This is a genomic window from Streptomyces coeruleorubidus (genome assembly GCF_008705135.1).
GTDB classification, from domain to species: Bacteria; Actinomycetota; Actinomycetes; order Streptomycetales; family Streptomycetaceae; genus Streptomyces; species Streptomyces coeruleofuscus.
The window spans coordinates 9,228,367-9,253,872 of sequence record NZ_CP023694.1 but is presented as its reverse complement, the minus strand read 5'-3'; the positions used below and the strand labels follow the sequence as shown (position 1 = coordinate 9,253,872).

Below are 25,506 nucleotides of genomic sequence, written 5' to 3'. Positions count from 1 at the left end.
GGGTTCCCGTGACCGCCTCCCCGCCTCCTGTCCTGCCCGATGAGCGCCTCGCCTCCGGCATCGCCCGCCTCGCCCTGCTCTACCGCGGGCGCTTCTCCCCGGAGACCATCCAGCGTCTGGTCACCGACTCCTACGAGCGCCTCGCCGAGCACGCCCGCATCCATACCCACCTGGTCGTGCTGGCCGAACACCTGGCCGCCGAGCGGCTGGACGCGCTCGCGCATGTCAACGGGGCACCTGGCTGCGGTCTGCCACGAGTGCTGTTCGTGTTCAGCCACAACGCCGGCCGCTCGCAGATGGCCGCCGCCCTGCTCGCACACCGCGCGGGCGGACACGTGGTCGTCTCGTCCGCGGGCACACTCCCGGCCGCCGAGGTCGAGCCGGCCGTCACACAGGTCCTCACCGAGGCCGGGGTGGACCTCACCGACGCGTTCCCCAAGCCGCTGACCGACGAGGTCGTCCAAGCCGCCGACATCGTCATCACCATGGGATGCGGGGACGCCTGCCCCGTCCTGCCGGGCCGCCGCTACCTCGACTGGCCGGTCACCGACCCCGAGGGCGCCCCGCTCGCCGTCGTCCGTGGCATCCGCGACGAGATCGACGCCCACATCACCGAACTGCTCGCCTCCCTGCCGAGCACCTGAACCGCACCCCGCACCACCGCACATACCGATGACGAAGGAAGAACCGATGTCCTCCAGCCCGCTCGCCTCCGTGCTGTTCGTCTGCGTCCACAACGCCGGCCGCTCACAGATGGCCGCAGGTTTCCTCAACCACCTCGCGGGCGACCGGATCGAGGTCCGCTCCGCCGGCTCCGTCCCCGGCGACCAGGTCAACCCCTCCGCCGTCGAGGCCATGAAGGAAGCCGGCATCGACATCGCCGGAGCCAAGCCGAAGATCCTCACCACCGAGGCCGTCCAGGCCTCCGACTACGTCATCACCATGGGCTGCGGCGACGCCTGCCCCGTCTTCCCCGGCAAGAAGTACCTCGACTGGGCCCTGGAGGACCCGGCCGGCAAGGGCGTCGAAGGCGTCCGCCCCATCCGCGACGAGATCAAGACCCGCATCGAGGCCCTGATCGCCGAGATCGACGCCAAGCAGGAGGCGTGAGCTCCGTGCCGCAGCCCGACCAGGAGCGCGAGGTCATCATCATCGGCTCCGGCCCCGCCGGGTACACCGCCGCCCTCTACACCGCCCGCGCCCAGCTGAAGCCCCTGCTGTTCGGCAGCTCCATCTTCGTCGGCGGATCACTCACGACCACGACCGAAGTCGAGAACTTTCCCGGCTTCCCCCAAGGGGTCGACGGCCCCGCCCTGATGGAGAACATGCGCGCCCAAGCCGAGAGGTTCGGCGCCGAGATGATCGACGACGACATCGTCTCCGTCGACCCGACCGGCGACATCGAGCTCCTCACCGACTCCGCCGGCACCGTCCACCGCGCCAAGACGGTGATCATCGCGACCGGCTCCGGCTACCGCAAGCTCGGCCTGCCCAAGGAAGAGCAACTGTCCGGGCGGGGAGTCTCGTGGTGCGCGACCTGTGACGGGTTCTTCTTCCGTGACCGCGACATCGTCGTGGTCGGCGGCGGTGACACCGCCATGGAAGAAGCCACTTTCCTCACCCGCTTCGCCAGGTCGGTCACCGTCGTCCACCGCCGCTCCACCCTGCGCGCCTCGAAGGTCATGCAGGACCGGGCCTTCGCAGACGACAAGATCTCCTTCGCCTTCGACAGCGAGATCACCGAGATCAAGGAGACGAACGGCATGCTGAGCGGCGTCGTCCTGCGCGACGTCTTCACCGGCGCCACCCGCGACCTGGACGTGACCGGGCTGTTCATCGCCATCGGCCACGACCCACGCACCGAACTGTTCAAGAGCCAGCTCGACCTGGATGGCGATGGTTACATCAGCGTCGCCTCCCCGTCGACGCGCACCAGCCTGCCCGGTGTCTTCGCCGCCGGCGACGTCGTCGACCACACCTACCGCCAGGCCATCACCGCCGCCGGCACCGGAGCGGCCGCAGCCCTGGACGCCGAGCGCTACCTCGCATCCCGCAAAACCGCCCAGGCCGAACAGGAGCCGGCAGCGGTCCCGGCCTGACCGAACCGCGCCGCGGGCCCGCCACTGTGAGCCGAGCTCGCAGATCTGCGTTGTTATGCAGCCGCCGGGCCCGTGGTCCCGAACGCCATGAGGTCAGTCGTAGTCTCACCCCACAGCGGTGCGTCCCGTCCGAAGGGGGCGAACCCGCCCTGGCCCTTGAGGACCAGGGCGGGTTCGGCGTGGCCTTCGCAGGCATCGGATGGGCCACGGTGGTGGGCGACGCCGGGGGCCGGGTTACGCGCGGTGGAGTTTCCAGTCGCCGACGTTCTGGGCCCGGTTGTAGTAGGCGTTGGTGCACACGTCGTACTTGCCGCCGGCGGGTCCGCCTCCGTTCGTTTCCAGGAAGCCGCCGTTGTCGCCGTAGGTGTTCCACAGGTGGATCACGTCGCCGGGCCGGACATGCTGGTCACCGGGGCTGGACGCCTGGGCGAAAAGGCGCCAGCGGCCGGTACCGGGGGCGCGGTCCTGGTCTTTGGACGTCGAGACGTTGTACTTGCCGCCGCTGTTCTTCTGGTCGGCGGTCGCGTGCCCGTTGGTGTCGAGGTAGCCGCCGTCACCGCCGTAGAGGTTCCGCAGGTAGACCAGGTCCCCGCTGATCACGTTGGCACCAACGGCTTTGCCAGTGGCGGAGAGGATCTGCCAGGTTCCGGTGCCTGCTCCCCGCGTGGGCGAGTCCGCCGTCGACACCGCGTACTTCGCCCCGCCGTCGCTGCTGTGGCCGTTAGTATCCAGGTAGCCACCCGTCCAGCTGCTGTAGCCGTTCTGCAGGTGGACCTGATCGCCGTACTTCAGCTCGTTCGCCATGCTTCTCCCTTGGTCGGCGGAAGGCATGCGACGGTTCCCGCCCCGATGGGCAGGTCATCCCCCCGCAACCATCCGAGTCTCACAGTCCTTCGAGATGCCTTGGCCCGCTCCAGATGCCAAACCGCCCGTGAGGGGGGCACTGGAAGCGCGACCGCGGTTCACAAGCACCAGGGCGCACGGAACCCGGCTTCCGGCCGTCGGACCCACCATCGCCCCTGCCCGGACGGCTGGTGCTGTGGCCACCGGCCTGCCCACTACGGGGCTGTGCGGTCATCCGTGGACAGGCTGGTCGTTGCCCTCCGGGTTCGGCAGCCAGGCTCCAGAACGCCTCCAGGGCAAAGAGCAACCGCTGACGCAATGGGTGAGAGAGCGCCGCGCCGCACCATGGCGCGGAAATCAGTCCGGCGGAGTGCCGGTCCGGCCCCGGGCCCGGGGGTGGTGGAGTTCGCGGACCCGGCCCACACTGTGGGCACTTCTAGCCACTACTGTCGCCTCATCCGATGGGGAGGACGGGGGCGGATGAGTCAGTGGGGAAGGCTACGGTCGTTCTGGGCTGATACTGCGCTGTCAGTGAGGTGGGCGACGTATGTCTGCCTGCCTCTGGGGGTCGTGCTTGCGGTAGTTGGCATCTATGGAGACAGCCGCGGCTGGTGGGATGACCGTGGCTTCCTGACCAACCTGCTTTCGAGCATGACGAGCGTGTTCTTCGGTGTACCTTCTGCGCTGATCTTTCTGGGAAGACTCGGGTCTCACCAGGCTGAGGTTCTGCAGCGTCGCGCAGTGCAGCGACGTGCACGCCTCACACGCCAGCGCTTCCGCGAAGCAGTGCTTCAGGGATTCGCAAGCCAGGATTTGGAGGCACTCAAGCCCAAACTGGCTCAAATAGGCATGACACATCACCTGTACAAGGGCGCCATTGAGAACTACAGGAACGACCCCGAGCGGCGCGCCACGTTGCAGACAGTGCACGACGACTATGAGCGTCTGCTGAGCGAGTGCATACGGGAGCGCTCACCCCACGGCGTGCGGGAGTGGCGCGGCGATATCGTCCTCCTCTGGCGCACCCTGGACGAAGAGATTCGGCCACGTGTCGAGGAACTGGGACTCACTTGGCTCTCCACCAGGCACTATCTACATGTTCGAGAAAGCATGGCGGAACTTGAGAAGACATGGACCGGCGCTCGCCCGTTCACTGACGTAGAGCAGGCTCTCCGCATCCTCCTAGGTCAAGAAGAAGCACGCCGCCCAGGCGGCATAGAACGCGCTCGATCACGGCTTGGATCACGGTGTGACAGCAGCTACCAGATGACGATCGCGATGACGGGCCTGCTGATGCGCTTGGATGACCTGGACCGCATTGGCACCTGAAGGGTGTCGCAGAAGGCTCCGGTCGTCGATTTCCCACCATGATCCGACTGTTCAAGGATGCCGTCTTGTCCCGTTTCCCGGCGTGTGGTACAGCCAGTTGATCTCTGGGATAGCTCACCGGGCGATCTCCGAAGTCGTTCTGCAACACCCTTTAGGTTCTGTCTCTTTGGGCAGCGTCGGGTCCAGATGAGGATGCCCGCGAGGTGGAGTGCGGCCTGGTAGGCGATCGCGAGCTGTCGGTTCGTGTGGCCAGGCCGCGCCATAGGCGGTTGATGCACCGCTCGACGGTGTTCCGCTGCTTGTAGACCTCGCTGTCGAAGCGGGGCGGACGACCACCGAGTCGGCCTCGCCTCAGGCGGTGGCCGACTTGGTCGACGGCTGCGGGATGACCGCACGGATACCCCGGCGCCGCAGGTGGCTACGGATGGAGTGAGGAACACGCGCGGTCGGCCAGAACGGCCAGGGGCCGGGTCCGGGCCCTGCCCGGACCAGTGCGGAGCACGCGGATGCGGGACATCACTGTCTCGAACGCGGGTGCATCACCTGCCCGGACCTCCTCTGCACCGCGGTGGCTGCGTCGAGGCGTACTGGGGTGAGGGGGTGCTCCACCGGTAGGTCGGTGTCGATGCCGACCACTCGGACGCTGCCGAAGTCGTCTTTTCAGGAGCCGTGTTCGGGGTGCTCGTAGGCCGGGTGGATTTCGACCCAGCACGTCCGCCGGCCGCCATACGGAGGGGCGTGGGCGCGGAAAGTGTTGGTCATGAGCGGGGCCTCGCTGTGTGAGCACGCTGGCAGGTCCAGGCGTGTTGCTCTTGCCAGCGCAGGCAGGAGGCGCCTCCCCGAAGGACGGGGAGAGGGCGCGGGCCCCGCGAAGCGGGGAGTACCGCGGCAGTCGGGCCGCGGTACTCCTGACTCTACTGAGCGGGCCCGGGCGCCAGCGGGCGTTGCGAGGAGGCCGCCTCCGTGGTGGTCTCGGGCGCGGCCTCGGCGGCGGCACGGCGCTTGCTCCACTTGTCGTAGGCCACGGTCCCGGCGATGGCGCCGTCGGTGATGGCTCCGCCGATGCGGCCTGCACAGAAACTGTGCCGGAACGAGACCCAAGGGCGCCTCTGACGTGGCAGCCCCAGGACGTGCCCGTCCTCTCTGTCCGTGGCGAGACTGCCGCCGCAGGCAACGCTGTTCACCAGGTCTCGTCGAACGGAGCAAGGGCATGGCCAAGAAGCCGAAGAACCGCAGCACCGCAGCACCGCAGCATCAAGCAGACCCGTGAGGCACGTGGTCGTCTCGCCCGAGCGGCAGGAGGCGGTGGCAAGACTGGCGTTCGTCGTCAAGGAAGGAGGACCAGCTTCCCCTTCGTACGGCGGCCGAGCAGGTCCTCGTGCGCGTCGCGGGCCCGCGCCAGGTCGTACTCCGCGCCGACCAGGGGCCGCAGGCGACGCCGCGCCGTGAGGTCGAGCAGCTCCGCCAGCTCCCCACCGCCGGCACCGTTCCTGGCGATGAGCGGGATGACCCAGAAGCCGGCGACAGTGATGCTGTCCACCGCCAGTCGGCTCGGCGCAATAACGGAGGCTGTCTGCCGGGACGAGGCGCCGTAGGCCACCAGCCGGCCGAGGTATCCGAGTGTGTCCAGGGCGGCGTCGAGGACGGGGCCGCCGATGGCGTCCAGGACAATGTCGACCGGATGTCCGTGATTGGCGTCAAGGACCCGCTCTCGATAGCCAGCCGCGTCGCCGTCGATCGCCGCGTCCGCGCCGAGTTCGAGAGCAAAGGCACGCTTCTCGTCGGACGACGCCGTGGCGATGATCCGTCCTGCCCCGAACTCCCGGGCCAGTTGGACGGCGAGACTGCCGGTCCCGCCCGCGGCGGCATGGACCACCACGCTCTCACCGGCCCTGATACGCGCGACCGACCGCAGCAGATGCCACGCCGTCAGCCCCTGTAGAAGAACTGCCAGCGCCTCGCCCGCACCCACCTCCGGCGGCAACGCGACCAGGTGGCGGTCGGCGACAACCGTCTTGGCGGCGTAACCGCCCTGCGGAACGTACCCGAGGACTCGTCGGCCGGCTTCGGTCCTGCCGACGACCTCCATGCCGGGAATACGGGGCAGCGCGCCTTGGGGAGCGTACGGTCCGTCGGTGTGCTCTCCCGCGATCTGCTTGATGTCGCCGAAATTGACACCCGCGGCCTCCACCTGGACCAGAGTCTCGCCCGGCCCCGCCAACGGATCCGGCACATCGGCCTCCTCCAGGACCTCCGGGCCACCGAACCTCCCGAACCGCATAGCACGCATGAATACCCTTCCTCGAGATCACTGTTTCCAGCCCGTCCGAAGAGCTGCCCCGCAACGCTGGTCAACGGCCAAGCATGTGCGGAGTGCGGTCACCGGCCCGGGGAAGCGGGCGCCCCAGGATTCCTCTTCCAGGAGGAGCCCATTGGCCAGGTAGCTGATCGTGCGGTACAGCCGGCCGGCACGAGGAGTTCAAGCAGCTGGCCATCCTCCTAGTGCACGCGCAGGGCATCCCAGACAGCCTGCGAGAGCTGCGCCGTCTCGTGCAGTTCGTCGACCGCGCCGAGCAGTGCCGCATGGTGGGGCGGCCATGAGACGTTCGCCGCGGGATCGGTGTCGGTCGCTGCCTGAAGCTGTTCGGGCCGGAGCCCGGCCTGCCGGGCGAGGCTTGCGGAGTGCACGCCCCACTCGTAGGAACAGCCGGTGCGCGCGGTGACGCGGGCGATGACGAGTTCTCGGTCGATGTCGAGGAGGCTGCCGTGCCCCAGGAGGCCGGCGCCCAGGGCGAACATGCGCGAGGCCAGTTCCGGGTTGCGGTACAGGACGCGGAACAGCGCGAGCGGCTCATGCGGCACATCGGGGGGGGCATCCACCGGCGGAGTGCCTGGGCGACAGGGGCCGTGTACGGCGGAGTGAGCGGTTCGATGCGCGGCATGCGATGCCCCTTGCTTCGATTTTCGAATCAGGCCTTTCGGCCGGCCTTCGAGTGAAGGTGTCCCGCGTGCGCCTGGCGTCTTCGAACTCACCTGGGACGGAAACGGTCGAGCCACCTGGTCCTACGGGCCGGAGATGGTCCCGCGCGAGCAGCACCTCATCTGGCGTCGCATCGGCACGCACGACATCCTCACTGTCCCTTGTCACCCAATTCAAGCGGTTGACAGCGAACCTAGTCGTGCGGGATGAGCGCGCTGGGGGCCGCCGGAGACGGGGGGCCTCCGCCGACGAAGTCAGTCACCGACGTGGGTGGGGGGAGGCGCTGCGCGCAGTGCTGTCGATGAGCGGACTGGGTCAGCCTGCCAGTCGTGCGAGGGCCAGGGCGTGAGCGTGGTCGAGCGAGTCAGCAGCGGCGCAAGGGATGTCCGGCTGCACACCGGTGCCCTCCCAGTTCGTGCTGGAGACGGGGTTGACGGCGCGGCCGACGGGGACGGTGGCTTCAAGGTGTGGGTGCAGGGTCCAGCCCTGGCACGGGTGCGCGCCGCCGCGGGTGGGCTCGCCGACGACTACGGCGCGGCCGAGCTGCTGGAGGTCGTACGCCAGCTCCTCAGCGGCAGAGAAGGTGCTGTCGCTGGACAGCACATACAACGGCTTGCTGCCGCCGAAGCGCACGCCGGGAACGTGCGGCAGGCTCCAGGACTGCTCGCTGCGCTCGCCGCCGCGCCAGTACATGGTGTTGAGGTGGGTGCGCTCGTCCAGTAGGTAGCTGCAGACGAAGGCGACCGCGTCCGGGTCGCCGCCCCGGTTGGCGCGCAGGTCCACGATCAGCGCCTGGGCGCGGGAGGCCAGGGTGAGCGCGGCGCTCAGCGGTTCGGCGGCCCACTCCAGCGGAAACAGCATCGGTGCCAGCTCCACCACGGCGACCCCTCCGTCGAGCAACTGCACCCGGGGCGCACCGCCCAGAGAGGAGTCGAAGTCCCGGCGCATGGCGTCCCGGTTGGCAGCCCCCCGCTTCGGGGAGACCGGGGCGGCGTGGTGCTTCAGTCTCAGGTGCCGGTCGCCGTTGACAGACTGCAGGTCCGCGGTGACCAGGCGGGCGAGCTCCTCGGCGTCGTCGACGTCGTAGGCGCCCTCGGTGAGGCGTCGTTGCAGCAGGCCGGCCAGCTGCTCAGCTATCTCGGGGAAAACGTAGTGCTCGGTGAGCAGCCGGGCCGTCTCGTCGATGACAGGGGCCGGCGCAAGCTTCGTCGGAGTCGTCATGGCACGGAGTAGAGCACTGCCCTTGCGAAAGCGTCAAAGAGTTTAGACGCTTTCGGTATGCGTGATCAGCCTATTCACCGCCTCCTGAGGACGTCTTGGAGATCGGTGCGCCTGAGCAGTTCGCGGCGCTCTCTCACCCATTGCGTCAGCGGTTGCTCTTTGCCCTGAGCCACCGGCCTGCCACCACCAGCCAGCTTGCGGCCCAGCTCGACGCGAAGAAGGGCAACGTGGCCCACCACCTCAAAGTGCTCCGCGAAGCCGCGCTGGTCCACATCGCCGGGACCCGCCAGGTCCGCGGCGGCACCGAGCAGTACTACCAGCGCACGGCCCGCCAGATGGTCGTCGCCGAACCTCAAGCGGCAGGCACCGCCGCGATGCTTGCCGCGGTCGCCCAGGAGCTGGACCGCTCCCCCGTCGAAACCCACCTGACACTGCGCCACCTGCGTCTGAGCCCTACGAAGGCAAGAGAACTCGGCGAAACCCTCGCCCAACTGGTCGATGAGGCCGAGGAGGATGCAGAGGACCAGCCGGTGCACGGTGTGTTGGTGGCGCTCTATCAGCAGGCCCTGCCGACCAGCACCACTGGGGCGCGTATCGAGTCACGATCAATCAGCCCTGGCCCGTCCTCCTGGATAGGGTGACCAGGTGACGCAAACGCTCCCGTCCCTGACCACCGAGGCGGCGGCACTGTCCGTCGCCGGAGCCGGGCTCCGCCAGTACCAGATGGGCTCGGCCCTGATCGGGGCGGGGGCGGACGCGACCGTCGTCATCCTCGAGCCCGGGGACAACTCGGAGGTCAGCGGCGTCCAGGACTCCACCGAGGTGCTCCTGCGCGGCGACGCGGTCCCGGCGCTCCATTCACGGTTCGACTTCCGGGAAGCCTTGCCCCTTCACCTCTTCGCCGCTGGCCCCGCAAGCTGCCGTAGTGCTGAACAGCCTTACGGCTGCATCAACGCACCGGTCTGCGGCGGCGTGAAACGCACCAGGTCCCGGGCTGAATCTCCAGTCTTGAGCACGTACGTCGGGAAGCTAACAGAAAAAGCTTCTGACCTGCGAATATTCTCCTGTTAGTTCAGTCAACAGCACCGTGCCGATCACCGTGGCCAGCGCGACCGAGGACCACTCGATCAGATTCCACCAGTACCACCTGGAGGACATGGGTTCTCTGGGGCAGCACCCGTAGCGCGAGGCAGGCTCATTCGGTTTTGCGCAGCTCAGCGTCGGTTTCGTGGACGCTAGCAGGTGCAACACGTGTGGTGGTATCGCCGTTTCAGGTGAAGCCCCGGCACCGACGGCTGACGGGCAACAACTCCTGGAGATGCCTGCCCTCGTCGTCGCGAACGCTCTCGGCTACCACGACAAGAGCATCACCCGGCTCCGCAACGAGGTCGGCGGGACATGGAGCCGATATGCTTCCGGTGATCATTTACTTCACCAGCGGGCGGGTTCCCCGGGGTACTGGCGGCAGTTGTACAGCTCGTACTACCGGCAGATGCTGCCGCCGCTGCTGCGGACGCTGGGCTTCCGCTGCAACAACACCGCCTACCGGCCGGTGATGGACGCGCTCGCGCTGCTGGAGAAGTACGCCAGCGTCGACGGCAAGACCCACTTCTACGACGCCGGCGACACGGTGCCGATGGATGGCGTCGTACGCAAGGACTGGCGCGAGGCCGTCGTCGACGACAAGGGCAGGGTCGAACGCATCCCGTACGAGCTGTGCGTCCTGGTCGCGCTGCGCGATGCGATCCGGCGGCGCGAGATATACATCGAGGGCGCGGCCCGCTGGCGCAACCCGGAGGACGATCTGCCCGGAGACTTCGAGGCCACCCGCACCGTGCACTACGCGGCGATCCGTCAACCGCTGGACGCGCGGGAGTGCATCACGGACCTGAAGCAGCGGATGACGAACGGCCTGGACCGGCTCACGGCCGCGCTGACGGACGGCTCGGCGGGCGGGGTCAAGGTGACCACCCGGCACAGCGAGCCGTGGATCTCCGTGCCGAAGTTGGAGAAGCTGGACGAGCCCACCGGCCTCCAAGCGCTCAAGGACGAGGTCGTACGCCGCTGGGGTGTGCTCGACCTCCTGGACGTGCTCAAGAACGCCGACTTCGACACCGGCTTCACCGACGAGTTCGCCTCGGTCGCCGCGTACGAGCGCATCGACCGCGCCGTTCTCCAGCGACGGCTTCTCTTGGCCCTGTTCGCCCTGGGCACCAACATGGGCATCCGCGCCATCGTGGCGACCGGCGAGCACGGCGAGAGTGAGGCGGCGCTGCGGCACGTGCGCCGTCACTTCATCACCGTCGACAACCTGCGGGCCGCCGTACGGAAACTGGTCAACGCCACCTTCGCGGCCCGGGACACCGCATGGTGGGGCCAGGGCACCGCTTGCGCCTCGGACTCGAAGAAGTTCGGATCCTGGTCCAGCAACTTCATGACCGAGTACCACGCCCGCTACGGCGGGCAACGGCGTGATGATCTATTGGCATGTGGAGCGGAAGAACGTCTGCATCTACTCCCAGCTCAAGAGCTGTTCGTCGTCCGAGGTCGCGGCGATGATCGAGGGCCTGCTGCGGCACTGCACGGACACCGAGATCGAGTCGAACTACGTCGACACGCACGGCGCGTCGGTCGTCGGGTTCGCCTTCACCGAGTTGCTCAACTTCCGTCTGCTGCCGAGGCTGAAGAACATCGGCAGCATCCGCCTGTACCGCCCGGACGACACCCCGCCCGGCTGGCCGGCGCTCGGCGCCTCGCTGACGACTCGGTCGATCAAGTGGGACCTGATCGCCCAGCAGTACGACCAGATTGTCAAGTACGCCACCGCCCTACGCCTGGGCACCACGGAGGCGGAACAGGTCCTGCGGCGCTTCACCCGCGGCGGCCCCAAACACCCCACCTACGCCGCGCTCGAAGAACTCGGCCGCGCGGTCCGCACCATCTTCGCGTGCGACTACCTCGCCAGCCCCGGACCTGCGCCGCGAGATCCACGGCGGCCTCCAGGTCGTGGAGAACTGGAACTCGGCGAACACAGTGCTGCACTACGGCAAAGACGGCGCCCTCACCGGCCCGGACAAGGAGCACGCCGAGACCTCGATGCTCGCGCTCCACCTTCTCCAGTCCAGCCTGGTCCACATCAACACCCTGCTGCTTCAGCGCATTCTTGCCGAACCTGCCTGGGCCAGGAAGCTCTCGGACGAGGACCGGCGCGGGCTGACGGCGCTCTTCTGGTCGAACATCAACCCGTACGGCACGTTCCGGCTGGAGATGGACAAGCGGCTCGACCTGGCGCCCGTGACAGTTCCCCGCATCTGGTAAGCAGGCTCAGCTGACACGGCACGCGCAAGACGATCAGCTCCACGAGTGTCAGACGGCCTTTCCGGGACGGCTGGTGGGGAGGCGTTCCCAGAGGCGGACCAAATGCACGTGCAGCGCATCCTCGGCCTCCTCAGAGGTCAAGTGCCCTATGAGCACATGGCTGGTCAGGCCGTCCGCGAGGGCGAGCAGGGCCCGGGCCTCGCGCTGCGGATCGAGCGTCGCAGCGTCATCGTCGGCCGGGCCGCTCTCGCTGGCCTCCGTGATGAGGCGAGCGAGGAGGTCCTGGAGAGCCGCGTAACTGATTCTGAGTTTGGCGGCGAGTGGCTCGCTGACGGCGGCTTGGGCGACGAACGCGAGCCACACCCGTGCCTCGGCGCGGTGCTTTCTGCGGAGCAGGGCGATCTCGGTGGCCGCGTGGCCCAGGGCGGTAGCGGCTGACTGGGCTGGGCTGCTGGACAGGCGGGTCCGTACACGTTCGGTGATGCGCTCGCCGACGTGGTCGACGGCGAACAGGAGCATCTCCTCCTTATTGCGGAAGCAACGCTGAACGGCACCCAGGGAGACCTCCGCGCGGGTGGCGACGTCGCGCATGGTCACTCCCTCAGGTCCGTGTTCGTCAGAGAGGAGGCAGACGGCCTCGGCGATCCGTCGGCGTCGGCTCTCGTAGTCCACCTGCTTGGGCATGTTCGGGCGCCTCCTTTTTCAATACGATCGTATCGCTTCTGGGTTATGGTTCCGACGCGAGCGCTTCGACACATGAATCGCGAGCGCCACATGAATGGGGAGGACAAGAATCGTGCGGGACGCCCTATGGAAGATGCCGGCCGCGGCCCAGGCAGAGGCAGTCCGAAATGGAGACGTATCGGCTGTCGAACTGGTCGACAGCCACCTGGACCGCATCGCCGACGTCAACCCGCAGGTCAACGCGGTCACTCAGCTGATGGCCGAGCGCGCCCGTGAAGCCGCGGCGCAGACGGATTTGCGCCGGACCGCAGGCGAAGAGCTGGGGCCTCTGGCAGGGGTGCCGTTTACGGTGAAGGAGACCACCGCCGTCGAAGGTGTGCCGACCACGATGGGAATCGCGCGCTTCCGCGATCTGGTGGCGACGGCCGACGCACCCCCGGTGGCCCGGCTGCGTGCTGCCGGAGCCATACCGATCGGGCACAGCAACATACCCACCCTGATCTTGGCCGGGATGCACACCCGCAGCGAACTGTTCGGCGACACCGTCAACCCCTGGAACCGGAGCCGGACTCCGGGAGGTTCCAGCGGCGGCGACGGAGTGGCCGTCGCCACCGGCATGGCCGCGCTCGGGCTCGGCAACGACTCCGGCGGATCGGTACGGATCCCGGCCTCGTTCTGCGGCGTGGCGGGACTGAAGCCCACCGCCGGGCGATTCCCCGCCGACCACCGTATTCTCGGCCCGGACGACCCCGGACCGGCCTCACAGATGCTGGTCACCGACGGGCCCCTGGCCCGCAGGATCGCCGACCTGCGGCTGGCATACGAGGTGCTGGCCGGGGCCGACCCGCGGGACCCGCGGGCCGTACCGGTGCCCCTCCGCGGTGAGCCGCTGCCGGGACCGGTGAAGGTCGCGGTCGTCGCCGATCCCGGCGGCCACGGCGTCCACCCCACGGTCCGCGGAGCTGTCGCGGACGCGGCCGACGCGCTGCGGGACGCCGGGTACGATGTGCGGGAGATGGCGGACGTTCCGCGGCTGGATGAGGCACTTGAGGCGTACCACCGGATCGTCGTGACCGAATTCGCCCCGACCTGGCCGGTGGTGCGGACACTGCTCGGCGAGGGCGGAGATCGCTACATCGAGATGACGATGGAGAAGACCCCGCCCGCGACCGCAGCGGAGTTCATGCAGCTGATGGGGGTCTGGCTGGGCATCCGCCGCTCCTGGGCGGAGTTCCTCGACGAGTACCCGCTGCTGCTCGGGCCGGTGTTCACAGAGCCGGCCGTCGAGCCGGGGCTGGAGTCACGCGACCAGGCCGGACGGGAACGAGTCGGCTCGGGTATGCGCCTGTGCACGGTGACCAGCTTCGCGGGGGTACCGGGGGTCGCCGTACCGACCGGAGTGACCGACGGCCTACCGTCCAGCGTGCAGATCGTCGGGCGCGCGTTCCGGGAGGATCTCTGCCTGGATGCTGCCCAGGAGGTCGAGGACCGCCTCGGAGTGCTCACACCGATCGACCCTCGCCCGGAAGTCCCACCGGCCGCGCGGTAGGCAGTGCTACGACAGTGGGCAGGGAGACGGGCCCTCCTTGGCCGGGTCGGCGGGCGCCGGCCGAAGCTCACCGAGGACCAGGCCGCGCTCGCCCAACGGCTCTACGACGAGCGGGAGAAGACCGTCCAGCAGATCGCCGATATGTTCGGCGTCCCGCGGTCCACGGTGTACGGGCACCTCGACAAGACCAGGACTGTGCCTCATCAGCCGAAGAAGTCCGCGGTCATGAAGCCGTGAAAGCTACTAGCGGGTTACTTGTTCCCTGGTGTCTGGGCTAGGACTCCGGGGCCAATACGAGAGCCCACCAGTAAGAAGCCGCGTCACAACCGAGGATCTGTGACGTTCCGTGACTGGTGGGTCGTAGGGCTGGCCTGGGTAGGCCTTAACTCCGCTCTCCTTGACGGCGATATCGCGTCAGTTCGGACGGCCTGGCCGACCAGATCCGCTTCTGTCGATATGCGTGTGCATGGCGGCAGTTTGGGGTGCAAGCTGCCGGGGTGAATATGGAAGAGGTCCGCGCTCGGTTGGTAGGTCGATTCGGTCCCGAGGCAGAGGGTTGGCTCGCTGAGGTTCCGGACCTCGCTGCGCGTCTGGCTGCGCGGTGGGGTTTCGTGCTCGGTGAGCTGTTCGCGAGTGGAGCCTCCTCTGTCGTCTGTCGCTGTCAATGGCCTGACGGAACGCCGGCGGTTCTCAAGCTCAGTCCGGATCGGGCGCTGTTGTCCAAGCAGGTGGAGATGCTGCGCTTGTTCGCGCCGTCGGGTCGGGTGCCGGCCGTATTGTCTGCCGACGCGGAGGCCGGGGCGATGGTGTTGGAGGAGGTCCTGCCCGGCACCGAGGCCGACAACATGCCGCAGACGTCCTTGCCGCAGCAGTGGGGAGAGTTGCTTGCCGCGCTGCACGCCGTGGCCCCACCCGCGCACTGCCCACTGGATCTGCGCGGTCGGTTTGACGAGGCCTTCGTCCGGATCGGCCGGCGGCTGTCCGAGCCGGCCATCGGAGCACGGATTGACCAGGCCGCGTGGCAGCGGGCGATACGGCGCTGTGAGACGTTGCTGGACAGTCAGGCCAGGCTCGTGTTGCTGCACGGCGATCTGCACCTCGGCAACGTCCTGGACGGCGGCCCGTCGCGCGGTCTGATCGCGATCGACCCGAAGGCATGCGTGGGCGACCCATGCTTCGACGCCGTCGACTATGTGGTGGCCGGCGCCGGACAAGAGGGCGTCGAGGCCCGTTGCCAGCGGGTGGCGACCGCGTGCGGGCTCGATGGGGACCGGTTGTATGGCTGGAGCCGAGTGATCGCGCCAATGGCAGCCATCGCGCACCTCACCTATGACGGTCCAGAGCCGGTGATCGACGAACTACTCTCCCTGTCTCGCTGATCCCACGCGAATAGCAGTTCCTGCCGAGTGACCTCGGCTCTCGTCAGCCGCGTGTCGTGCGCCCGGCCGGGTCGCTCCAGGACACCCCGCTTCGGTAATCAGCGTAAGGCGGCGGGGGCCAGGCGGATCGCTTGTGGCTGCATTCGCCGGATGCGTATGGGTTTGGGCTTGCCGGCCGCTTTCACGGGTTCGACGGGCTTCCCAGCCGCGGGCGTCGGAGGTCACGCGCGCTGATTCAAGGCGCGGGTCAGTTCTCGGTTGGCCGCTCGGGCAGCCTCCAGTTCATCGTCACGTTCATCGAGCTGGCCTTGGATGTCGGCGAGGTTCTGTTCCAGCATCGTGATGCGTTGCTGAAGTTGGTCGATGTCGGCCGGCGCCCCAAGGCCCGACTCGGCCCAGGCAGCCTCGCCGAGGGTCTGAGAGAGGCGCTTCTCCAACTGCCGAACCCGCGTGGCAAGGCGTTTGTTCCGTTCCAGCGCGTTGGCCAGGTCGGCCTGCAGGGAGGCCCGGCTGACAGCGGCGATCCGCGCCTCCTGCGGAGGGGCGGCCGCGGCCGTGTGGACGCGTTGGAGGAGGTCGCGGTGCCGGTAGAGGAAGGTGCGGTCCACTCGCGCGGTGCGGGCGAGTGCCGAAACGGTGATGTCGGCGTCGCTTCGCAGCATTGTGTCCAGGGCCTTGAGGACCCGTTCACGGCGGCGGGCCGAGTCGGCCCGCCGGCCGTCGCTCATGTTGGTCATGCTGTTCTGCCGGGATGGAAGTCGGGCATGGGTGGTCCGACGCGGGGCATCCCGAGGCCGACGATGTGCCGTCGGCTGCGGCGCAGGACGCTGGTGGCTTCCTTGATCTGCGCGCGGTCCTCGTCGGTGAGGGCGTCGAGGTCCTCTCGGACACGCCGGACCAGACGACGGACCCGGGTGATTTCCTCATCGGAGGGTGTGGCCTCGGCTTTTGCCCAGTCGTCGGCGGAGGTGAACGCGGCTAGGCGCTCTCGGTTTCGCAGCAGGTCGGCGAGGTATGCCTCCAGGTCGGGGAGGTAGGAAGCGTCGGTGCGGAAGTCGTCGCAGCCGATGCAGCGGAATCGGACAGCGCAGGCGTGTCCGCCGGCCGCGACGTTGGACGGCTCGACGCAGACGCCGTAGGGTGCCTGAACTTCGCCGACGGCGCGGCGTGCGTACTCGTCGTCCAGCAGTTCCTTGGCTTGCCGCCAGGTGCGGTTGCCGTGGCGGTCGAACTGCATCGTCGATACGCGGTCGACGGCCTCGCGTTTGCGCTGCTCACCGACCCGGTAGTAACGCTGAGTAGTTGCCAGTTGGCGATGGTCCATCAGGCTTTGGAGGACATCGGGCTGGATGCCCTGGTCAGCATGCCGCTGGCAGTAGGTGTGCCGGTAGGCGTAGAGGAAGATCTTGGGCTTTTCGAAGGGCAGCATCTTGGTGACCTGCTGCCCATTGATCTCGACGCGGGTGGGAACCAGGAACTCGGGCAGTGACTGGATCCATTCGCGGTGGCGGCCGGACAGCCAGCCGGCCCCGATCGCTTTGCGGCCGTGGGGGTTGCCTACCCGTGTCGGCAGGAGCATCAGCTCAGCGGTGGGAGTCAGGGGGAAGTCGGTGCGGATCAGCTCCTGCTGCCTGGTGATCACTCCTGCGGTTGCCTGGGAGATCGGCAGTCGCCGTCCTTTGCGGCCGGACTTGTAGTTGTCGTAGATCAGGACGTTCTGGCCGGTGCTGTCCTGTTCGAGGCAGTCCCAGCGCAGTTGGCAGATCTCGGTGGGCCGCCTGCCGGTGTCGATCAGCAGTTCTGTGGCCACTCGGTTCTCGTTGCCGTTCCGCTTCGTGCCGGCGAGTGAGGGCAGGTGTTCGCAGACTTGACGCATGACCTCGGGCGGGAGGTCTTTGCCTGCTTCAGTGTCCTCGGGGTCGTCGGGGATGTCCTCGGCCAAGAGGGCGAAGTCGTCCGGCAAGCCGTGCAGCGGTTCGCCGGAGCGGGTCAGGCCCAGAGACCGCATTCGGGCCAGGTTGCTGCGTACGTATCGGCTGATGACCACTGTTCTGCGGGCTGAGATGACGCCGGTGTGGCGCAGATAGCTCAGCCGGTTGGTGAAGGCGGTGATGTCTCTGCGGCCCACGGCCTGGATGTCGTTGCCGCAGTCCTCGCGCTGCAGCTGCAGGCTTTCGGAGAGGAGTGCGAAAGCGCTGACGACTTCTTGGCATGTGGCGATGGCCTTGCCGCGGCGCTGAGGCAGGGAGAAGAACGCCCATTCCTTTGCGGCACTGCGGAGCCACGGCTGGTGGATCCCGGTGAAGCGCAGATAGCCGGCATGGCCGAAGACGGCGCCGTTCCACACGTCCTTGGCCCGTTCGCCCTCCGGGGTGAGCCCGAAGCGGCCGACTTGGGTGACCAGGCTGCTGCAGAACCCCCGTTCGCCGCGGGATACCTGGTCTAGGTCCACCGCGGTCAGCGAGGGCAATTCGAGCTCGCGCAGCCGGTTGGTGAGCGTCCGGAGCACGGGCTGCGTCGTGTGCAGCCCCTCTCGGGTACGGGCCTGGATGCCGTAGAGGATTTCCGCGACCACCCGGTCGGCCAGCCCGCGCAGGCTGACCTCGTTGTTTGCCGAGACAGGCGCGGTAGTACGCCGCCATCGGGCTTCGTCGTGTGTGCTCAGTCCGCGTTTGACGGCCGAGGACCAGCGGACGCGATGGCCATGGCAGTACGGGGATCTGCCGTCTCGCTTGCGGTGGCAGGCCAGGACCTCGCAGTGCCCGAAGGCCGGCAGGGGGACAACATCGTCGCGGACCAGGAACTCCTCCAACGTGACCTGAAGCCGGGTGAGCTGGCCGAGGTGGGTCGAGCAGACCGGTTTTCTCCATGACTGGAATGGCCGCGGGCATCCCTTCACCGAACAGTCCTCAACCCCGGTCCGGCGCGTACCGGGGCGAGCATGCTCCACGTACTCGTCCACGTCGGGCCTGCCTGCCTGCCTCCACCGCAGTCGGCACCCCTCGCACAGTTGTCGGGCAACACTGGCCTGCGAGCAGCCCGTCACCCTGCACTTCGGCATGCCCAGGAGGTGGTGGTCGTAAGGGAAGAACAGCATCCCGACCTCGTCCGACCAGCCCAGCAGGTCCAGAATTTCCTGACCCACCGCGGCCCGCAATTCCGCGGTCCTGCTGGCGTCCTTGTCCTCCTCCGAGCCCGCTGTGGGCCGGAGCGGAGCAGCGGTCACTTTCATCGGGCGCCCTCCCCGCCCAGCTCTCGCGGCGAGGGGACACGGTTGACTGCCTCACGCAGCCGTGATGCCGCCGGATGCAAGTAGGGGCGCGCGGATTCGGGGTGCTTGTGCCCCAGGAGCATCTGAACCTCGTCCAACTTGCCGCCCGCGTCGACAACGTTGCTGGCCATCGCGTGCCGGCACATCCGAGGCCCCACCCTGCGGCCCAGCCCCGCCCGCCGAGACAACGACTCGCACAACTCCCCGATTGCGTCCGCAGAGATCGGCGCACCCAGAGGGCGACGGAAGAGGTTGACGAGCAGAAAGTCGCTGCCGTCGGACTCCAGACGCTCATGCCGTTCCAGCGCGTACTGGTCGAATGCCTTCACGACCAGGAAGTCCACGGGCATCACCCACGACTTCTTCGACTTCGACCACGCGTTGTTCTCGTTCTGACGACGGACGACATGCACGTGGGCGCCTTCGACATGGCAGCCCAGTGACCACGAGTCCAGCAGCAGGTGAGGATCACAACGACGAAGGCCAGCGACCTGCCCTGGACGTAGCCCGACCCGGGACAGCAGGAGCATGATCAGCCGGTCGCGCGCCGAGCGGCAGGCGAGGAACATCGCAATGACCTCCTCATCGCTGGCTCGATCGACCTCGGTCTCGGGTTCTTGGAGTCGATGGTGGGCTCGCAGACGGTGGCGCATCGCACCACTCTCACCGCGGGCCGCCAAGGGCAGGTCGTGGTCGTCGCTCAGTTCGTAGATTTGCTCCAGCACCGAGGCCTGCACGGCCTTGTTGATGACCGCGTGGACCAGGAACATCCGCACGGCTGTGAGCACTTTGTTGATCCGAGTGTCCCCGCGGACCGGCTTGGTCCCGGGCCCGGGCACTACGACCTGGCGCTGCCCGCCGTTGCCGGGTGTCCACCTCAGCCAGAGGATGAACAGCCCCATCTCGCGAGCCGCCGTCCGCCAGTCCCGCCCCGTGCTCACGCACCAGCGCAAGAACAAGACGAGACCCTCGGCGTACGCCTTCGTCGTCAGCTCCGCCCGCCCTCGCGCCAGCCGAATCTCCCGCAGGAAATGGTCAGCGTCCTCGACGACCTCAAGATCGTCATCTACCACGGTCCAGTACCGGGGGCCCGAAGGCATCCGAACAGGAAATGCACGCACTTGTACCCCTAGTCCACGAGTCGATCGCAACGATCCACCGCAGAGCCACACCCCCGGAGAACCTGTCCTACGACCTCAACGAGGAGGTGCCGTACGACGTCACACCACAGTCCTGGAACCCCCCGAGAACATGGGCCGGGTACGAGTGCGCAAGTACTGCGAGATCGAGGACCGTGAGGTCGACCAGGGCGAGATCGGCAGGGGCTACCAGCTGACCAAAGAACAGGTCATCCCGATCAGGACTGCGCGACCTGCCGCTGCCGACGGCGAAGGCCATCGAGATCGTCGCCTTCGTGCCTCTGGAGTCCGTCGACCCCCTGAAGATCGGCGAGGGCTACTACCTGGCACCGAGCGGGCAGGTCGCCGCGAAGCCGTACAAGCTGCTGCGCATGGCCCTCGACCGGAGCAGCAAGGTGGCCGTCGCGAAGTACGCCTGGTCCGGCCGCGAATGCCTCGGGCTCCTCCGGGTCCGCGAGGACGTCATCGTTCTGCACGCCATGCGCTGGCCCGACGAGATCAGGTCGCCAGAGGAACTGCTGCCGCCGCCGGTCGAGCTCAGCGACGAGGAGATCGACGGTGCGCTCGCGCTCATGGACAGCATGACCCGCGAGGACCGAGGAGTTCCAGGACACTTACACGGAGGCCCTTGAGCAGATCATCGAGGCCAAGCGGGAGGACCGCGAGCCGCCGAAGCTTCGGGAGCCGGAGTCGAAGCCGGGGCAGGTCGTCGACTTGATGGCCGCCCTGACCGAGTCCGTCGAGAAGGCCAGGGCCTCGCGCGGCGAGGACGCCGACGTGCACGAGATGCCGAAGAAGACGGCCGCGAAGAAGCAGCCGGCCAAGAAGACGGCGGCGAAGAAGACCACGAAGAAGGCAGCGGCAAAGAACACGTCCAGGCGCTGGCCGCGCAGCGCCTAGACCTCGATGCCGAGCGCCGTGTCCGGCCTGCACTTCGTACACGCCGGCACCTGATGACGTAGCGCCTCGATCGCCTGCGCCCTGGTCGCGGGCTTCACCCGCTTGCCCGGGTCCCAGCACTCACCCGTGTGTACGGCAACGATGTTGCTGCGGTCCAGGCCCCGCTCGATCAGCCACTCGGGCATCGGCGGGCGCCGCGCTTCACCGACACGCCGCTCCGCTTCACGGCGTTCCTCATCGACGATCCACCTGCGAGTGCGGGCCAGGTCACGCTCCTGCACGCGCTCCAGGAAACGGAGCAGCGCGAGTCGCGACACCCCGGAATCGTTCATGCGTTCTATTCTATGATCGGGGCGCCACACAGCCCACCCCCACCCCACCCCACCCCGCGGAGCAGGCATGAACCACGAGGAGGCCGCCCGCAAGCTGGGCGTCGACCCGGCCTCCCTCTCCCCTGCCCCGCCCGCGCCCCGCTTCGCCCAGACCTGGGCGCGAATGCAGCAGGAGCCGCCCTGCTTCGCCTGCGGCCGGCCGTCCCGCACCAGCGGCGTGCTCCACGACCGGGACCACGGGCCCCGCTGGCTCGACCCGATGCCGCGAGTGCTTCCTCGCCACACCGCCGCGCTCCGTGTGCCGCCGGCGCGGTTCCTCGCGGAGCTGCGCGCGGTCGCGGCCGATGGGCCGACCAACGCCGCACCCTTGAGGCCATCGCGTTGAAGTACCGCACCGGCTCGCCCTGGCGAGATCTGCCGGATGAGCTGGGCCCGTTTCAGACCGCTCATAAGCGACTGCTCAGGTGGGCCGTGGACGGCACCTGGGAACGGATCCTGGCTGCGCTTTTGGTTCGACCCTTGCATGCTGGCTGTCATCGGTGTACTGCGCTGCGTTGCGGAGTCCTTCGGCCCTCTAGGGAGTTGCACCTTCGTCTGCGGCGTCGCAGCGGCGGCCAGTGCCGCTCTCTCCAACAGTTCGACCGACGCCGCCGAAGCCGGTGGCAGGTTAGGCGAAGCGCCAGGGGATCCGAAGTCGAGAGTGAGAACGACGACGAGACGTTCCTCGCCGAGGTGTCCGGCACCAACCCGTACCTCAGGGTGCACCCGGTTCTTCGCGGCCTTCACCTCGGGAACCGCTCCCGGACAACGCACCGCGTCAGCCGTTGGTCTCCCCGCGGGTGCTTGGCTCTGGACGACCCACAGGACCCCACGCACAATCGGTTCACCGGCAAGCGGTTCGAGAAGGCGCTCAACGTCACCCTCAGCTCCGTGATCTTCTGCTCCAGCGGCCAGGACCTCACCACCACCGGTACCTACATCGAGGTGGGCTCCCGCCTCCTGGAGCCGGCCCTTCTGGCACTCGCCGCGACAAATGGACATTTACGCTGTGATCTGGGCAACTTGGGCAGCACCTTGAGCGCGTGACTCGGCACACATCAGCCGCAGCGGTCATCGGCAACGCCCTCTACGCGATGCCCGTGGACCACCTGTCTCAGCCTCAGGAAGTCGTCCAGCCTCGACTAACCCCGGGTAACCGCAGCTTTGCGGAAGGGGTGGTGCCGGGGGCGCACATGGGGGCGCGCGAAATTCGCGAATGCATCCACCGAGAAGCGCTACCCCCATCCGCCAGCCCATGAATTATGAAGATCATCTACATGAGACAAGCGCTGCTGATCAGGCACTTGACCGCGCGTCACCACCCAACCCGCGCCCAGATCAGCAGTCTTCACAGATATCGAATCAGTAAAGGGGGTTCCGCCTAGCGAATTTTTGTTTAACCATGAAGGTCCACAGATGAGGGGGATTTGTGAAGATCACTGGTTGCGCTTTGCGCACGCTCGGGCAGGGGGCCCTGGCAGACCGGTGACGCGGTGATGGTGCCGTTCCCACACCGCTTCTCACGCAGTACCACGCCACGGCCGCCTGCTTCAGGAACAGGCGGCCGTACTTCAGGGGTGAGGAAAACCACCATGCACATATGTGTGCTGGGGCAGGGCTATGTCGGCCTGCCCCTGGCCGTGAGGGCCGCCGAGGCCGGTCATACCGTGACCGGCTACGAGCCCGACCGGACGCGTTGCGAGGCGCTGGCCGCCGGTTCGTCCTACGTCGAGGACATCGACTCCAGCCGGCTTCAGGCGGTGCTCGCTTCGGGCGCCTACACCGCCAGTTCGGACCCGCAGGACCTCAAGGGCTTCGACGTCGCCGTCATCACCGTGCCTACTCCGTTGACCGACCGCGCGCCCGACCTGAGTTGTGTACGGGACGCCGGGCGTGTGCTCGCGGAGTGGATCGAGCCGGGTGCCACCGTCGTGCTCGAGTCGACCACCCACCCCGGCACCACCCGCGATGTGCTCGTGCCGTTACTGGAGGAGGGCTCCGGCCTCGTCGCCGGGCGGGACTTCCACGTCGGGTTCAGTCCCGAGCGCATCGACCCGGGCAACGCCGACTGGCGGCTGGAGAACACGCCGAAGATCGTCGCCGGGCTGACCGAGGGCTGTCTGGGGCGGGTGAAGGAGTTCTACGACACCGTCACCGATGTCACCGTGCCCGCCTCGGGGCTGGAAGAGGCCGAGCTGGCCAAGGTGTTCGAGAACACCTACCGGCACGTCAACATCGCCCTGGTCAACGAGCTTTCGCGGATGGCCCACACGCTGGGCGTGGACGTGTGGCACACGCTGGAGCTGGCCGCGACCAAGCCCTTCGGGTTCACGAAGTTCCTGCCCGGGCCCGGTGTGGGCGGGCACTGTCTGCCCATCGACCCGGTCTACCTCAGTCATCACGTCAAGGCACGGCACGGGCAGACGTTCCGGCTCATCGAGCTGGCCCAGGACATCAACGAGAGCCAGCCCGACTATGTGGTGCGCCGGCTTCAGGACGCCCTCAGCCGGCGCTTCCGGCGGAGCGTGCACGGGGCGCGCATCCTCGCCCTCGGGGCCGCGTACAAGCCGGACACCTCGGACGCCCGCCAGTCGCCGGCCGTCGAAGTCACCGACCGGCTGCGGGCGATGGGGGCCGACGTCACCGTCGTAGACCCCTATCTGCCGGTGGCGGACGGCGGTTGCCGGGAGATTCCCTTCGGGACAACGACCGCGCCGGCGACCGTCGCCGACTTCGACGCCGTCGTCCTGCTCACCCCGCACGGCGAGTTCGACCTCGTGCGACTCGCCGCCGAGGCCGCCTACGTGCTCGACACCCGCGGCGTCATGGCCGTCGCACCCCACATCGAACGGCTCTAGAGAGCTACAGAAGGAAAGAGGGACAACATGTACGGACAGAACGGTGTGGGCGCCGCCATCGGGACCGCCACCGGCGGAGCCGCCCTGGCCGCCACCGGCGGAACCGCACTCGGGTGGATCGTGCTGGGCGCCATGCTCCTCGTGATCGGCGGCGTCGCGGTGTTCCGCACGGCGACCCGCGGCAAGCGAGTGACCGCTTGAGCACCTTCCCGGGCCGCGCCTCGAGAACGAGGTTCGCCGTGGTGACGACCGTGGTGGTGGCGGCTCTGGCCGCTGCCACCGTGGTGGTGCACCTCCAGTCGAAGAGCCCCATCCTGACGTTCTACTGGTGGCTGGGCATGACGGTGATCGTGCTCTGTCTCGTCTCGTTCCTGAAGGGCCGGTCCTTCACCCACCTCCCGGTCGCTCCGGGCCGGACGGTGGCGATCATCCCGGCCTTCGAGGAGCCCTCGGAGAACCTGCACCGCACGGTGCGGTCGCTGCTGGCCCAGACGCATCCGGTCGACGAGATCCACGTGATCGACGACGGTTCCCAGCAGCACCCCGTGGAACCCTTCGAGCACCCCCGGGTCTTCTGGCACCGGCAGGAGAACAAGGGGAAGCGCGGGGCGCAGGTCACCGTGTTGCGACACCTCCAGGAGCAGGACAAGCACTTCGACTACGTCCTCACCATCGACTCCGACGGCGAGCCCTTCCGGGACGCGCTCGAACAGCAGCTGCGGGCCATGAGCAACCCGAAGATCCAGGCCACCACCGGCATGATCTACATCCGCAACTTCGAGGAGACCTGGGTCTCCCGGGCCGCGGACATCGACATCGGCACCTCGTGCGTGATGATGCGCTCCTCGCGCTCCATGCTCGGAGCCCTGGAGACCACCTCGGGGGCGCTCGCGCTCTACCGGGCCGAGCTGCTCTACGACCACCTCGACGCCTACGAGGTGGAGTGCGGCACCGGCGACGACCGCTGGCTGGCGCTCAGGGCGCTCATGCGCGGTGAGGTCGTGGCCGTCAACGAGGCCGGCGTCGTCACCGACATGCCGACGACGCTGAAGAAGACCTACCGACAGCGTCTGCGCTGGGCCCGGTCGTGGTGGTGGATGCTGCCGTTCGTGTACGCGCGGCTGTCGCTCAAGCAGCTCATCTCGCCGACCTTCGGGCTGCTCCAGCTCGTCATCACGCCGGTGATGCTGGCCTGGATCGTCGTCATGACGCTCATGACCCTGGGCGGGCGGTACCACAACCCTGGAATTGCCCTGGTGTACCTCGCCGTGTACCTGGTGGTGCGGTACGGCCAGTCCGGGCTGTACGTCCTCATGCGGCCGGACATGACCACACGCCAGCGCTGGCGCTCCTGGCTCGTCGGCACCCCGGCGGCCGTGTTCATGAACATCGTGCTGCTGTGCCCGACGCGGTACTGGGCCCTGTTCAAGCTCCGCGACAACGCCTGGCAGTCGCGCGGGCTGACGGCGAAGACGGCGCTGCCGAAGGGTGGTCGCCATCGTGCCGGTAACAAGGACCTGCTGAACGCCTGACCGTCGGGCACGACCCGGGCGATGAGTTTCCCG

General features: G+C 67.8%; 26 protein-coding genes and 3 pseudogenes. 18 read left to right on the top strand and 11 right to left on the bottom strand.

Going from position 1 to position 25,506, the window contains the following annotated elements:
• Positions 1-8 precede the first annotated feature (8 nt).
• The 3 genes from CP976_RS42270 to trxB are packed head-to-tail and all read left to right on the top strand — an operon-like array spanning position 9 to position 2,099.
• Entirely contained in the window at positions 9-644 is a 636-nt protein-coding gene (locus CP976_RS42270) for an arsenate-mycothiol transferase ArsC (protein WP_150485089.1), read from the top strand.
• 46 nt (positions 645-690) lie between these two features.
• A complete protein-coding gene (locus CP976_RS42265; protein ID WP_150485088.1) occupies positions 691-1,110 on the top strand; it encodes an arsenate reductase ArsC in 420 nt (139 codons plus the stop codon).
• A gap of 5 nt (positions 1,111-1,115) precedes the next feature.
• Complete coding sequence (trxB, locus tag CP976_RS42260; protein ID WP_150485748.1) at positions 1,116-2,099, top strand: thioredoxin-disulfide reductase; 984 nt, start codon at positions 1,116-1,118, stop codon at positions 2,097-2,099.
• Positions 2,100-2,333: 234 nt separating this feature from the next.
• Here trxB and CP976_RS42255 read toward each other — a convergent pair whose 3' ends face one another.
• Positions 2,334-2,903: a hypothetical protein gene (locus tag CP976_RS42255; protein WP_150485087.1), complete on the bottom strand. Its 570-nt coding sequence runs from the start codon at positions 2,901-2,903 to the stop codon at positions 2,334-2,336.
• Between the two features lie 609 nt (positions 2,904-3,512).
• Between CP976_RS42255 and CP976_RS42250 the strand changes: the two genes are divergently transcribed.
• Positions 3,513-4,271: a hypothetical protein gene (locus CP976_RS42250; RefSeq protein ID WP_150485086.1), complete on the top strand. Its 759-nt coding sequence runs from the start codon at positions 3,513-3,515 to the stop codon at positions 4,269-4,271.
• A gap of 176 nt (positions 4,272-4,447) precedes the next feature.
• Here CP976_RS42250 and CP976_RS43370 read toward each other — a convergent pair.
• From CP976_RS43370 to CP976_RS42220, 5 genes and pseudogenes are all read right to left on the bottom strand, one after another.
• A pseudogene (locus tag CP976_RS43370) lies at positions 4,448-4,821 on the bottom strand (transposase family protein); the annotation flags it as partial.
• A 364-nt stretch (positions 4,822-5,185) separates the two neighbouring features.
• On the bottom strand, positions 5,186-5,455 hold the full coding sequence (locus tag CP976_RS42240; protein ID WP_150485085.1) for a hypothetical protein: 270 nt from the start codon (positions 5,453-5,455) through the stop codon (positions 5,186-5,188).
• Between the two features lie 143 nt (positions 5,456-5,598).
• Entirely contained in the window at positions 5,599-6,561 is a 963-nt protein-coding gene (locus CP976_RS42235; protein ID WP_150485084.1) for a quinone oxidoreductase family protein, read from the bottom strand.
• A 209-nt stretch (positions 6,562-6,770) separates the two neighbouring features.
• A complete protein-coding gene (locus tag CP976_RS44210) occupies positions 6,771-7,151 on the bottom strand; it encodes a carboxymuconolactone decarboxylase family protein (protein WP_229876575.1) in 381 nt (126 codons plus the stop codon).
• Between the two features lie 415 nt (positions 7,152-7,566).
• Positions 7,567-8,472, bottom strand: a complete 906-nt coding sequence (locus CP976_RS42220; RefSeq protein ID WP_150485083.1) for a S41 family peptidase — start codon at positions 8,470-8,472, stop codon at positions 7,567-7,569.
• A gap of 95 nt (positions 8,473-8,567) precedes the next feature.
• Between CP976_RS42220 and CP976_RS42215 the strand changes: the two genes are divergently transcribed.
• The 3 genes and pseudogenes from CP976_RS42215 to CP976_RS43350 all read left to right on the top strand — a co-directional run bounded on the left by CP976_RS42215 (position 8,568) and on the right by CP976_RS43350 (position 11,790).
• On the top strand, positions 8,568-9,113 hold the full coding sequence (locus tag CP976_RS42215) for an ArsR/SmtB family transcription factor (RefSeq protein WP_150485082.1): 546 nt from the start codon (positions 8,568-8,570) through the stop codon (positions 9,111-9,113).
• Positions 9,114-9,790: 677 nt separating this feature from the next.
• A pseudogene (locus tag CP976_RS44565) lies at positions 9,791-11,381 on the top strand (Tn3 family transposase); the annotation flags it as partial.
• Between the two features lie 97 nt (positions 11,382-11,478).
• A complete protein-coding gene (locus CP976_RS43350; protein WP_208838958.1) occupies positions 11,479-11,790 on the top strand; it encodes a Tn3 family transposase in 312 nt (103 codons plus the stop codon).
• 48 nt (positions 11,791-11,838) lie between these two features.
• On the opposite strand, the gene CP976_RS42205 is transcribed toward CP976_RS43350, so the two are convergent.
• Entirely contained in the window at positions 11,839-12,474 is a 636-nt protein-coding gene (locus tag CP976_RS42205; protein WP_150485081.1) for a TetR/AcrR family transcriptional regulator, read from the bottom strand.
• Positions 12,475-12,568: 94 nt separating this feature from the next.
• On the opposite strand from CP976_RS42205, the gene CP976_RS42200 reads away from it, so the two are divergent.
• From CP976_RS42200 to CP976_RS42190, 3 genes are all read left to right on the top strand, one after another.
• Positions 12,569-14,023 (top strand): amidase, encoded by a 1,455-nt coding sequence (locus tag CP976_RS42200; protein WP_268250164.1) that lies wholly within the window; start codon positions 12,569-12,571, stop codon positions 14,021-14,023.
• Positions 14,024-14,026: 3 nt separating this feature from the next.
• Positions 14,027-14,260 (top strand): helix-turn-helix domain-containing protein, encoded by a 234-nt coding sequence (locus tag CP976_RS42195; protein WP_229876573.1) that lies wholly within the window; start codon positions 14,027-14,029, stop codon positions 14,258-14,260.
• 266 nt (positions 14,261-14,526) lie between these two features.
• Positions 14,527-15,402, top strand: a complete 876-nt coding sequence (locus CP976_RS42190; RefSeq protein ID WP_150485745.1) for an aminoglycoside phosphotransferase family protein — start codon at positions 14,527-14,529, stop codon at positions 15,400-15,402.
• A gap of 221 nt (positions 15,403-15,623) precedes the next feature.
• Here CP976_RS42190 and CP976_RS42185 read toward each other — a convergent pair whose 3' ends face one another.
• The 3 genes from CP976_RS42185 to CP976_RS42175 are packed head-to-tail and all read right to left on the bottom strand — an operon-like array spanning position 15,624 to position 19,773.
• Entirely contained in the window at positions 15,624-16,139 is a 516-nt protein-coding gene (locus CP976_RS42185) for a DUF6262 family protein (RefSeq protein ID WP_150485080.1), read from the bottom strand.
• The gene (locus CP976_RS44200; protein ID WP_229876571.1) at positions 16,136-18,634 is read right to left on the bottom strand and encodes a tyrosine-type recombinase/integrase; all 2,499 of its coding nucleotides are present in this window, start codon (positions 18,632-18,634) and stop codon (positions 16,136-16,138) included. Before CP976_RS44200 ends, CP976_RS42185 begins: the two co-directional genes overlap by 4 nt.
• Positions 18,631-19,773 carry a tyrosine-type recombinase/integrase gene (locus CP976_RS42175; protein ID WP_150485079.1) on the bottom strand — a complete coding sequence of 381 codons (1,143 nt, stop codon included), beginning with the start codon at positions 19,771-19,773 and terminating at the stop codon, positions 18,631-18,633. The genes CP976_RS44200 and CP976_RS42175 overlap by 4 nt, the downstream gene beginning before the upstream one ends.
• A gap of 314 nt (positions 19,774-20,087) precedes the next feature.
• Here CP976_RS42175 and CP976_RS44795 point away from each other — a divergent pair, with 314 nt between their 5' ends.
• Complete coding sequence (locus CP976_RS44795) at positions 20,088-20,444, top strand: Ku protein (protein ID WP_373304933.1); 357 nt, start codon at positions 20,088-20,090, stop codon at positions 20,442-20,444.
• A gap of 85 nt (positions 20,445-20,529) precedes the next feature.
• A complete protein-coding gene (locus tag CP976_RS44790; RefSeq protein ID WP_373304932.1) occupies positions 20,530-20,712 on the top strand; it encodes a hypothetical protein in 183 nt (60 codons plus the stop codon).
• On the opposite strand, the gene CP976_RS42165 is transcribed toward CP976_RS44790, so the two are convergent.
• On the bottom strand, positions 20,709-21,044 hold the full coding sequence (locus CP976_RS42165; RefSeq protein WP_150485743.1) for a DUF6233 domain-containing protein: 336 nt from the start codon (positions 21,042-21,044) through the stop codon (positions 20,709-20,711). The genes CP976_RS44790 and CP976_RS42165 overlap by 4 nt on opposite strands.
• 67 nt (positions 21,045-21,111) lie before the next feature.
• Between CP976_RS42165 and CP976_RS43175 the strand changes: the two genes are divergently transcribed.
• The 6 genes and pseudogenes from CP976_RS43175 (at position 21,112) to CP976_RS42135 (ending at position 25,473) form a co-directional block, all read left to right on the top strand.
• Positions 21,112-21,429: a hypothetical protein gene (locus tag CP976_RS43175; protein ID WP_167537237.1), complete on the top strand. Its 318-nt coding sequence runs from the start codon at positions 21,112-21,114 to the stop codon at positions 21,427-21,429.
• A pseudogene (locus CP976_RS42160) lies at positions 21,360-21,560 on the top strand (transposase); the annotation flags it as partial. The gene CP976_RS43175 and the pseudogene CP976_RS42160, both read left to right, overlap by 70 nt.
• A gap of 327 nt (positions 21,561-21,887) precedes the next feature.
• Positions 21,888-22,130, top strand: a complete 243-nt coding sequence (locus CP976_RS42150) for a hypothetical protein (protein ID WP_373304936.1) — start codon at positions 21,888-21,890, stop codon at positions 22,128-22,130.
• A gap of 545 nt (positions 22,131-22,675) precedes the next feature.
• Positions 22,676-23,941 carry a nucleotide sugar dehydrogenase gene (locus CP976_RS42145; RefSeq protein ID WP_150485078.1) on the top strand — a complete coding sequence of 422 codons (1,266 nt, stop codon included), beginning with the start codon at positions 22,676-22,678 and terminating at the stop codon, positions 23,939-23,941.
• A gap of 27 nt (positions 23,942-23,968) precedes the next feature.
• Positions 23,969-24,142 carry a hypothetical protein gene (locus CP976_RS42140; protein ID WP_020269611.1) on the top strand — a complete coding sequence of 58 codons (174 nt, stop codon included), beginning with the start codon at positions 23,969-23,971 and terminating at the stop codon, positions 24,140-24,142.
• Between the two features lie 38 nt (positions 24,143-24,180).
• Positions 24,181-25,473: a glycosyltransferase family 2 protein gene (locus CP976_RS42135; protein ID WP_229876569.1), complete on the top strand. Its 1,293-nt coding sequence runs from the start codon at positions 24,181-24,183 to the stop codon at positions 25,471-25,473.
• The last annotated feature ends 33 nt before the right edge of the window (positions 25,474-25,506 follow it).